The sequence below is a fragment of the Paenibacillus sp. ISL-20 genome (assembly GCF_018613005.1).
In the GTDB taxonomy this organism is placed as follows: domain Bacteria; phylum Bacillota; class Bacilli; order Paenibacillales; family Paenibacillaceae; genus Paenibacillus_AQ.
On the sequence record NZ_JAGGRD010000017.1, the window covers coordinates 40,579 to 50,795 of the forward strand.

The 10,217-nt window shown below is 43.3% G+C and carries 9 protein-coding genes and 1 pseudogene; 9 read left to right on the top strand and 1 reads right to left on the bottom strand.

Translation table 11 applies throughout. The features are described from left to right. Positions 1–8: 8 nt before the first annotated feature. The 9 genes from J7E85_RS10035 to J7E85_RS34810 all read left to right on the top strand — a co-directional run bounded on the left by J7E85_RS10035 (position 9) and on the right by J7E85_RS34810 (position 9,700). Positions 9–899: a carbohydrate ABC transporter permease gene (locus tag J7E85_RS10035; RefSeq protein ID WP_251035624.1), complete on the top strand. Its 891-nt coding sequence runs from the start codon at positions 9–11 to the stop codon at positions 897–899. Positions 900–923: 24 nt separating this feature from the next. Beyond that, positions 924–3,035 (top strand): YIP1 family protein, encoded by a 2,112-nt coding sequence (locus J7E85_RS10040; protein ID WP_215157381.1) that lies wholly within the window; start codon positions 924–926, stop codon positions 3,033–3,035. Further along, entirely contained in the window at positions 3,035–5,443 is a 2,409-nt protein-coding gene (locus J7E85_RS10045; protein ID WP_215157391.1) for a DUF5696 domain-containing protein, read from the top strand. Before J7E85_RS10040 ends, J7E85_RS10045 begins: the two co-directional genes overlap by 1 nt. Position 5,444: 1 nt before the next feature. Further along, positions 5,445–6,314 carry a carbohydrate ABC transporter permease gene (locus tag J7E85_RS10050; protein WP_098742108.1) on the top strand — a complete coding sequence of 290 codons (870 nt, stop codon included), beginning with the start codon at positions 5,445–5,447 and terminating at the stop codon, positions 6,312–6,314. A 19-nt stretch (positions 6,315–6,333) separates the two neighbouring features. Next, complete coding sequence (locus tag J7E85_RS10055; RefSeq protein WP_076325471.1) at positions 6,334–7,302, top strand: carbohydrate ABC transporter permease; 969 nt, start codon at positions 6,334–6,336, stop codon at positions 7,300–7,302. Between the two features lie 40 nt (positions 7,303–7,342). Next, positions 7,343–8,758: an ABC transporter substrate-binding protein gene (locus J7E85_RS10060; protein ID WP_215157383.1), complete on the top strand. Its 1,416-nt coding sequence runs from the start codon at positions 7,343–7,345 to the stop codon at positions 8,756–8,758. Positions 8,759–9,140: 382 nt separating this feature from the next. Further along, on the top strand, positions 9,141–9,272 hold the full coding sequence (locus tag J7E85_RS34535; RefSeq protein WP_285228805.1) for a hypothetical protein: 132 nt from the start codon (positions 9,141–9,143) through the stop codon (positions 9,270–9,272). Beyond that, positions 9,256–9,507: a hypothetical protein gene (locus tag J7E85_RS10065; protein WP_215157385.1), complete on the top strand. Its 252-nt coding sequence runs from the start codon at positions 9,256–9,258 to the stop codon at positions 9,505–9,507. The genes J7E85_RS34535 and J7E85_RS10065 overlap by 17 nt, the downstream gene beginning before the upstream one ends. Positions 9,508–9,520: 13 nt before the next feature. Next, positions 9,521–9,700, top strand: a complete 180-nt coding sequence (locus tag J7E85_RS34810) for a helix-turn-helix domain-containing protein (RefSeq protein ID WP_215157393.1) — start codon at positions 9,521–9,523, stop codon at positions 9,698–9,700. Here J7E85_RS34810 and J7E85_RS10075 read toward each other — a convergent pair. Further along, positions 9,650–10,217 (bottom strand): annotated as a pseudogene (locus tag J7E85_RS10075) (IS4 family transposase); the annotation flags it as partial. The gene J7E85_RS34810 and the pseudogene J7E85_RS10075 sit on opposite strands and share 51 nt — an antisense overlap.

Sequence of the window (10,217 nt, forward strand, 5' to 3'; positions counted from 1 at the left end):
TGACTGCCATGCAGCGGAAATTAAAAATAAAATGGAGCGACTTTGTATTAGCTCTGAGATTGATCGATCGAGCACAAATATGGATTGCCATCTGTATCTTGCCGCTTGCCATTTTCATGCTCCTTCCGCTCATTTATTTGTTCAACCATGCATTTAAACCATTGCATGAGCTGTTCATGTTCCCGCCCACATTTATTGTTAGGGAGCCGACAACGGGGAGTTTCTCCGAACTGTTTGCCATGACGGCAAGCACCATTGTGCCGGTATCCAGGTATGTATTTAACAGTATTGTAGTTACCTTGTTGTCTAGCGTTTCCATGGTTATCACAGGAGCGATGTGTGCCTATCCTTTATCAAAGCATCCATTCCCAGGTTCGAAAATTGTACTTGGTTTAATTATGCTGTCGTTGCTATTCGCAACAGAAGCCATCGCGATTCCACGCTTTATCGTCATTCAAAGCCTAGGGATTATGAACACTTATTTAGGTCACGTACTGCCACTTGTTGCCATGCCAGTGGGCGTATTCCTATTGAAGCAGTTTATGGACCAAGTGCCGAACGAGTTGCTGGAAGCAGCGAAGATCGATGGCGCGAAAGAATTCACAATTTTCCTGCGCATCGTTATGCCAATCGTTACACCTGCTATTGCAACGATTTCAATCCTTGCTTTCCAATCGGCATGGGGGAATGTAGAGACATCAACTTTATTCATGCAAGAAGATTCCATGAAGACACTGCCGTTTTACATGAGCACATTAACATCTGGGCTAAGTAACTCGGTAGCTAGACAGGGAGCTGCGGCGGCAGGAGCATTAATCATGTTTTTACCGTCATTGCTCATCTTTTTGATCTTCCAGAGAAGAGTAATCACGACCATGGCGCATTCGGGGATCAAATAAGCAGTGGAATGGGGGAGGTGTACAATGCGCAACAATCCAAGCAAACGAAAATATGTGCTTTGGCTAGTCTGCTTGATTGCACTGACTGGGTTCCCGATGATCGCAAGCGCTGATGTTCCTTATCGTACCTTCACGGAAGACAGTTATGAACGTACGATTATGACTCAATCTGCTTATTCTCCAGTCGGCGTATTAGCGCAGGAAATTCCAGTCGTCAATGAGAAGGGTGAAGTAGAATATACCTCGCTGCAGCGGCCTCAAGATCTATTCATAGCAGACAATGATGATATTTATATTGCGGATACCGATAATAATCGGATTGTTCATCTTAATGAAAGTGGTGAGCTTGTTCGGTTAATCACGTTACCAGAAAGTCCGCTCAATCAACCACAGGGTGTGTTTGTTGCCGATAATGGCGATGTTTACATTGCGGATACAGGTAATAAGCGAGTTGTTCACCTGGATAAGAATGCGAAATTATTGACTGAAATTGGTCGTCCTGCATCACCACTAATTAATGAATCCTTCGTATATGAACCGACGAATATGGTTATCGATAAACGCGGCTTTATATATGTTGTATCGAAAGGAAGTTATCACGGGATCATCCAATTTACTCCCGAGGGGAAATTCGACCAGTTCTTCGGAACGAATAAAACGGAAGTAACGCTGATGGATATCATTCGGAGACAGTTTTATTCGAAAGAGCAATTGAGTCGGCAGGTTCGACTTCTGCCTGTAACGATCCGGAATATAGATATCGATGATCAAGGCTTCATCTATACGGTTTCCGGTTCCAAAACAGAGCAAGTCAAGAAATTAAACATTCGCGGTGAAAATATATGGAAAGAGATGTCGTTCAATGAACGGTTGTTTTCCTTAGCTACCGTAGAATCTGATGAATTGATTGAGAAGCAGCTTACCGATGTTTCCTTAGATCAGAATGGTAATGTAACGATTATTGATAAATCACGGAACATTGTCTCCCAGTATGATGCAAACGGTACGATGTTATTTTATTGGTCAGGCCGTTCTGCCTTAGGTAATTCGCTGGTTGGTTTAACAGCGGCACCTGTTGCAGTAGAAACCAACTCAAACAAACACCTTTATATTTTGGATGAGGCGCTGGGCCTCATTCAAGAGTATGAACCGACCGAGTTTGGAGCAACGGTTCACGAAGCTTACAAGTTGATGGAGGAAGGCAAGTATGCAGAAGGGGAGCAGTATTGGAACAAAGTACTGAAGTTGAATGCTCACTTCTCTCCAGCTTATAAAGGAATCGCTCAGGCCGCATTTTCTCGCGGTGAGTACGAGCGCGCTAGAGACTTGTTCAAGCTTGCAGGAGATGGTGAGGGATACTCAGACTCATTCTGGCAGATTCGCCTGCAATGGTTCCAGAAAAACTTCTCGACCTTGGCGAACTCTGTTATTATAGCCAGCCTCTTATTATGGGTTTTTATCAGGCTAAAGAAAAAATTCAATTTCCGAATGATGCCGAAATCGAATAAGTTAAACAGTCAAACCTGGTTCCAGCAATTAAAGCATGTATTCTATATCTTGAAACATCCGATAGATGGATTTGGTGATTTGAGATATTTGAATAAGGGTGGCTACATCAGTGCTTTCGTTATTCTCATATTAACGGTAGTCATGCTTCTGGTGAAATCGTTCTATACGAGTTTTACATATAATCCAGTGCCGGTCTATGCAAAGGGTTCAACTTACATGCTTACAGTCTTCTTGGCCGTATGGTTATCATGGGTGGTATGTAACTATCTGGTAGGTTCGATCAAGCAAGGTGAAGCAAGGTTTAAAGATGTGTTCGTGGGAAGCTGTTATTCCTTATTCCCGGTTGTGTTACTCGGGATCCCGCTTGCCCTTATTTCGAACATCTTTACACAAAGTGAAGCATCCATTTACAGCTCGATTGAGGTAGGTATGCTTTTGTGGAGTGGGTTATTATTCTTCTGGAACATTCAAGCGTTGCAAAACTACGGTGTTGGCGAAACGGTATTGAATATAACACTTACGGTCATCACGATGACCATCATGTGGGTACTTGTGTTCATCTTAATCGGACTCACATCCGAATTTGGTAACTTTGTTTACACGATCTATCAGGAGGTGTCGATGTGATGCGCTTATTACGCTCCAAAAAACGATTCATGGTAGCTGCGATCTGCGTCTTATTCGCGTCGACGCTCGGCGGTTTCATCTTTGCTACATCCGCTTCAACCGATAAGACGAAGACCGAAACTCAAACAACAGCACAGACTGAAACAAAGACTAAAACGGAGACACAGAGAGCACCTCAGACGAGTACGACAAAGGCAGTAACCCCTGTAAAATCAAATGGGAAATTGCCGGATGAAAACCAGTTCCAAACGATATCGGAGAATGAGAAATTATTGCTCAAAGCTGATAAATCCTCCGGTCATTTTACTGTAACAAGTAAAACCACAGGAGAAGTATGGCGCTCCTTCCCTAATCCGAAGGATTGGCAGGATAAGCTCAATACAGATGCATGGAAGCTGCATCTTGCTTCACCCTTTATGTTCCGTTATGTAGAGTTTAATCTGCGTAAAGACTTGCTGAAGGAGACTAACTTCTATGCACAAAAAGGGGGAATAAGCCAGTTCGAAGTAACAGATCAGGGATTTAAAGTTATGTATGACATGCCGGATCTTGGCTTCATCATTCCAGTAGAAGTCAAGCTTGGCGAAGATTTCGTTGAAACCAAAGTATTAGCTGAAGGTCTGGTAGATGAGAAAGTCATGCCGAAGGAAGTACCAGCGGCAGCAACGGTTGATAAGGATGGCAAAGAAGTCAAGAAACCGAAGCCAAAGAAAGATCCGATGGCTCGCCTAGCGTCCATTCGCTTATTCCCTTTCTTGGGTGCACAAACTTCGGATGACGAAGATGGATTTCTATACATTCCAGACGGGCCGGGCGCTTTAATTGATTTCAGAGAACGTCGAGCGGGTACACAAAACCTCTATACGGAACGTGTTTATGGTGACGATTGGGCATACAGTAACCGTAATACCATGTCTGATCGTAATCCGATTACTATGCCGGTATTTGGTATTAAATCGAATAAACAAGGACTTCTTGGAGTCATTACGGAAGGTGAAGAGTACGCGAACGTGGTTGCGGCGCCTTCGGGATCATTCAGTCAATTCAACTGGGTTGCACCGGAGTATCAATACCGGTTCAAGTTCTTCCAACCGACAGATACGAAGAAGTTGAACGGTTACTTGACGTATAGCAAGGAAATAACGAAGTCGGATCGTGCGACCCGTTATTATATGATCGAGGAGAAGAACGAAGAAATTAGCTATGTTACACTAGCTGAACGCTACCGGGAATTGTTGATGAAGGAGTCGGCGATGAAACCGCTAGAAGGTGAGCATGCGAAGCTGCGGCTGCAGCTGCATTTACTTGGCGGCGATACCGAAGACGGATTTTTGTGGGATTCATATCTACCGTTAACTACGACGAAAGAGGCGGAAGGCATCGTACAAGAGTTGTCTGCACTTGGTGTCGATCATATGGACATCACTTATCTTGGCTGGCAAAACGATGGATACAGTAAGTTTGGCGGTGACTTCCCCGTTCCAGATCAACTGGGCGGTAATCAGGGAATGAAGAAATTCACCGATTTTGCTCATTCGAAGGGCTATGCGGTTTATCTTGATGCCTCTTCCTATACGTATAACAGAGGCGGTGAAGACGGATTTCGAAAAAATCGAGACGGTCTTCGTGACCTAGCTTCTTCCGTCATAGAATCGATGGATTGGGATAGCAGACGGAAGACTTTTGTCAGTCCTCAATTTATGAAAGGGGTTATAGAAGGAGATCTCCAAGAAGCGAAATCATTAGGAATCAATGGCTATTTATACGGTCAAGGAATCGGATCGTTGTTGAATACGGACTTTAATGAGAACTATAGAGCGACAAGAAAACATTCAAAGGAAATTCAGAGCCAATTGTTTCAGATGACAAAAGAAACATTCGGCAGCGTAAGAGGGGCAGGAGGTAACGCGTACACCTTCCCATATATTAGCCATATGGACAACATGGCCTCTAACTTCTCCTATGACATGTTTATCGATCGTGTTGTACCATTCGCCCAAATAGCTCTTCATGGTCTGACTACATACTCATTCGAGTATGCGAACTTGAGTGATGACTATGCGGACAATTTCTTGAAGGGAATCGAATACGGCGCAGTACCGTCGTTTGTCGTAACGAACGCTTCATCACAGGAATTACTTAAATCACTTTCTCTCCATGAATTCTACAGTACAAACTACAAGGACTGGCTTGCAGAGATCGTGTCACAGTATCAAAAATACGAAGAGGCACTTGGTGATGTGCAGAACGAGTTCATTACAGGCCATCGTGAAATCGTAAGCGGCGTATTTGAAACAACATACAGTAACGGAAAACAAGTCATCGTGAATTATAACGATAAAGAGGTTAGCGTCGGGGATGCTGTTGTGAAAGCCAAAGACTACATTGTAAGCAAAGGAGGTGCGTAGTATGGCCCCAAAGCGAATACTCTCTGCTAAGAGATCCCGAAAGCTGGAAGGGTCGTTATTTATTGCACCGTGGTTGATCGGCTTTATCGCTTTTTTAGGATTTCCGTTAGTCTTCTCACTCTTTATGAGCTTTCACACGGTAAAGATATTGCCGAAAAAAATTGTGTACGACTTTGTTGGCGTTAAATATTACCGTGAGATCTTGTTTAACAGCTCGGATCTATACGATAAGTTAATTCCATATTTCCAGGAAGTCGTCATCATGATCCCGGTTATCGTCATATTTGCCTTGATGATCTCTATTATGTTGAACCAAAAGCTGCCCGGTCGATTCTTATTCCGCGCCATCTTCTTCTTACCGGTTATCTTCTCTACGGGTGCTGTGCTGATGTCATTTATTAATCAAGGGGAAGGCAACCTAGGTTTCCTTGAACGATTTAATATTGGCGGTTACATGGATATGTTCCTTGGGGACAGTTCATGGGCGAAACCTGTAAAGACCGTATTGAATCAATTTGTCCTTGTCTTATGGTATTCCGGAGTGCAAATTCTGCTCTTTATTGCAGGCCTTCAGACCATTTCAACGTCTGCGTATGAATCAGCTCGAATTGATGGTGCTACACCATGGGAGGTATTTTGGAAGATCACACTTCCAGCAATGTCACCGTTCATCCTGCTGAACTTAATTTATACCGTTGTAGATATGTTTACGTTCCCATCCAATCCTGTCATTAGTTTGATCAATACGGGGAACTACGGATTTAATAGTGCACTGGCATGGATTTACTTCGCTATTATTCTTGTATTCTTGGGAATTGTCATTCTCCTCTACAGTAGAATTAACCGGAAAAATGCAGGAGTAAATCGTTAGTGAGGAAGGGAGGCAGAACATGAAGGTTGAATTAGCGAGACGTGTGAAACTGAAACAGAAGTTCACAACGAAACGTGGATTACGGCAAGTGAAGTATACGATTCTAGGTCGAGAGATGAATCAAGGGCTCATATTTAAACTAGTCTTGTACGGCATATTCATCGTAACCTCCTATGTGTATATGAACCCAATTTTAAAAATGCTGGTGAAGATGGTCATGAGTGCCAAGGACTTAATTGATCCAACCGTGACGTGGATTCCGTCTTCCGTTTACTTAGGACATGTGGTCGAAGCATGGAAGCTGCTGGATTATCCGAAGTCTCTCTCCATCAGTGTACTGATTGCGATTTCGACTGCTGTGCTGCATTGTATCTCGTGCGGGCTAGCGGGCTATGCCTTGGCAAGACTCGATGTCCCATTCAAGAAGACGATTCTATTCCTCGTCTTCTTGGCATTCATTATTCCGCCTCAAGTTGTTATTTTGCCGACGATTATGGTGTATACAAAGCTTGGATTGAATGGTCATTTATTAACCTTAATTTTGCCTTCTATTTTTGGGTTCGGTGTCAAGGGCGCACTCTTTGTCATCATTTTCCGTCAATTCTTCTCCACGCAGCCTAAAGCATTGGAAGAAGCGGCCCGTATCGATGGTGCTAGTGCTTTGAGATTTTATGTACGCGTTATGTTTCCATTGGCAAGACCAGCCATTCTCGTCGTCTTGTTGTTCTCGTTCGTCTGGACTTGGAATGACACGTACTACCCTAGGATGTTCCTGGGTTCAAGCGGCGATATGCCGTTAGCACTGAAAATGTCATTTATCGATAGTCAGTTGACGACATTTATTACGAATGGAGGACTGCCGGAATATTTAGCTGAACCGATTAAAATGGGTGCAAGCTTCCTGGTTATATTGCCCCCGCTTATTCTTTACCTCTTTGCCCAGCGTTACTTTGTTGAGAGTGTTGAACGTACAGGTTTGGTCGAGTAGACCTAGATCCATAATTCAGGATAATACAGGAGGATTATATATGAAGAGAAAATCGATTTTTCTAATCATTACTTTTGTATTCATGCTAACAACAATACTTTCAGGTTGTACCGGCAATGATTCGGTAAATAAAGAACCGGAAATTGTATCCGAAGCGAAGCCTGCTGGGACTAACGAAGAAGATGCACAGGAAGAAGAAGTGGATTGGACGAGTAAAGCTGTGACGGATTTCAGCGAGGAGACAACGATCACCATTCAACATGAATGGGGCATAGATCAGATTACTCCTCTCATGCAACCCATTGAAGATAAGCTTCAAGCAGAAGGTAAGAATATAACCGTTCATTGGATTCAAGGTGATTCCACCTCGGAAGCATTGCAAGAATTGAACGCTAGTGGTGTCGTCCCAGATATTATTTACAGTTCTAAGGGAATTGATGGTTTAAAAGAACTGGATATGGTTGAGCCCATTGATGACTTCATGAAGATATACGAAATGGATGAAACTAGTATCAATCCATCTGTAATATCCTTGCTCCGCTCCTACGATGATAAGGGTTCAATGGTTGGTGTACCCACGTTTGCTGATACCATTACGTTATTTTACAATAAAGAGATTTTCGATATGTTCGGCGTTCCTTACCCGACAGACCACATGACATGGGATGAAACCTTTGAATTAGCTAAGAAGTTGACCGGAGAACGAAATGGTGTAAACTACCGTGGTCTGGAGATGGGATTTACGAACAGTCTAACAAGCGAAGCGCTCGCACCTCTTAAAGAAATTATTACGAATGTAGTCGATCCTGAAACCGATGAAGTATTACTTACGAAGGAGCCGGCAGTCACAAGATATTTCGAATTGATGAAAAAGTTCTATAGCATACCAGGTATGTATGAACGTGATCCGGATAAACAAGCAAGCTTCTTTGCCGGTGGAACGGCTGCGATGTTAGTGTCTTGGCCGACATACTTGGAATGGGGAATTCCTGAAACCATTCGACCGAATGTTGATTCGGTTCTCATGCCCATCTGGGGAGGGGAAGAACAGTTAGCGTCACCTACGCAAGCTCATATGTATGTATTGAATAAATACAGCGAGCAAAAAGATGCAGCTTTCCAGTGGATGAAAGAAGTCGTTGCGGAAGATATGCAGATGAAGTTCTCCGCTGCAGGATATCCGACGGTATTGAAGAGTCCTGAAGTTATCGCGACATTCGGCAGCGAAAAAGATATTTACGAAGGCAAAAATGTAAAAGCGTATTTTCCGGAAAACGCGAGAATAATTGAAGGTAGAAAATCGGAATATCAGCGATTAGCTGAAGGTATGATTACGGAGAAATTGAAAGACTTCGCAAACTCAGATATGAATATCGCCGAATTTTTACGTAAGCTGGAAGAGGAATTAACGATTAAGATCAAGGAAGAGAAACAAAAGAAAGAACAAGGGCAATAAGAGTCCGGACGCCTGCATAAGAGGTTGTTCAAAAAGTCCGCTTTTGATAAGAAAACCAATCGAGGCAAATTCAAGGCTGAGCGACCGCGATTCAGAAGTAGGTTTTCTTGCGATATAGAATTTCATCAACTCCGTTGATAACTTATAAATCCTATATCTAACACGAAGCAAATCAGGAAGTAGCTCGGCATCGAATCTTGAATTCAGCCGGGCCTTCCGGTGCTCACATACCCAAAACGTACGCTCCGCTCCTGACGTCCCTAGCTTCATCCAACCTTCTCGGTGCTGAAAATCGACCTTTTTGAACACGCACTATAAGTATTTTGTTAAGAACCTGAGGTCAGCGTCTCAGGTTCTTCACGTTTTGAAAGGAGAATGTCCCATGTCATCATTTGCAGCACCCGCGAATGTACCGGCTTACCTAATCAGCAACTATCTTCCGTTTAATCTGTTTCAAGCACAGCCCTATGGCAATGCCTTGTTCTCCTCTCACTGGCATGATCAGGAAATATAAATCGAAAAAGAGTGGATATGAATTGGTCATCAAATCCTATCTCTATCGGCTTATCGTGACACTGACACGAGTATATGGTTATGAGGTTAGTAACAGTAAAGCGGAAGGTGTAAACCGAAGAAGGATCGAGGAACTTCGTGACGTCATGTTGTATGTGGAAGAACATTACGGAGAGCAGTTCACACTGAACAGTATTTCAAAGCTCGCTAGAATGGAGCCCTTATCATTTCTGTAGGACGTTTAAAAAGATAACCGGACAAACGTTTGTAGAGTATGTTAATCTATGCCGAATCAGAAAAGGGGAGGAGATGATTATGAATTCTAGTTTACCCATTACACAAATTGCTCACCGGGTGGGATTTAATAATATTAACTACTCAACTTTCGCAGCTCAAATCTCCAAACAAACCCTTGATGTAGCTGGGTAAGCCAGAAATCCATTCTTGTAGTTGACAAAAAACAGACGTTTTGCTCTTTTTCGTTTTCGCTTGAAACATCTCGAGAAATAAACTCATCAATTGCTGAAGCGCGGTTTGGAAGTCCAGATCGCGAACCTCATCGGCAAAGAGAAAAAAGAGTCCACCAAGTGTCCGGTCATCACTGGTTTCGCGCCGTTCGTATTCCATCGCCAAATAACGGCTGAATACAATCGTCGTGTGGCTAATCAGTTGGTCGAAGGAACGACCCTGAAATTCCGTTCCCAGTTTCAAATAGCTTTTCGTGACTTTAAAAAAGGTCTCAATACTCCAACGCATGCCGTAGATTCGTACGATTTCCGTCGCATCGAGCGTGACGTCTGTGCTTAAAATGGTCAGCCATTCCCGTCTTTTATTCCGGTTGCGCACAAAAACAAGCTTCACGGGCAGACCACACGAAGTATGTACGACCACGGAGCCTTTGATGTCTTTTGTACTCGATTTGGGCAGGGTTTGAAACACTGCACTT

Excerpts from the sequence above, each read along its gene's own strand:
- J7E85_RS10045 (WP_215157391.1), top strand. The coding sequence starts at position 3,035 with ATGCGCTTATTACGCTCCAAAAAACGATTCATGGTAGCTGCGATCTGC.
- J7E85_RS10035 (WP_251035624.1), top strand. The coding sequence starts at position 9 with ATGCAGCGGAAATTAAAAATAAAATGGAGCGACTTTGTATTAGCTCTG.
- J7E85_RS10055 (WP_076325471.1), top strand. The coding sequence starts at position 6,334 with ATGAAGGTTGAATTAGCGAGACGTGTGAAACTGAAACAGAAGTTCACA.
- J7E85_RS10050 (WP_098742108.1), top strand. The coding sequence starts at position 5,445 with ATGGCCCCAAAGCGAATACTCTCTGCTAAGAGATCCCGAAAGCTGGAA.
- J7E85_RS34535 (WP_285228805.1), top strand. The coding sequence starts at position 9,141 with ATGTCATCATTTGCAGCACCCGCGAATGTACCGGCTTACCTAATCAGC.
- J7E85_RS10060 (WP_215157383.1), top strand. The coding sequence starts at position 7,343 with ATGAAGAGAAAATCGATTTTTCTAATCATTACTTTTGTATTCATGCTA.
- J7E85_RS10040 (WP_215157381.1), top strand. The coding sequence starts at position 924 with ATGCGCAACAATCCAAGCAAACGAAAATATGTGCTTTGGCTAGTCTGC.
- J7E85_RS10065 (WP_215157385.1), top strand. The coding sequence starts at position 9,256 with ATGATCAGGAAATATAAATCGAAAAAGAGTGGATATGAATTGGTCATC.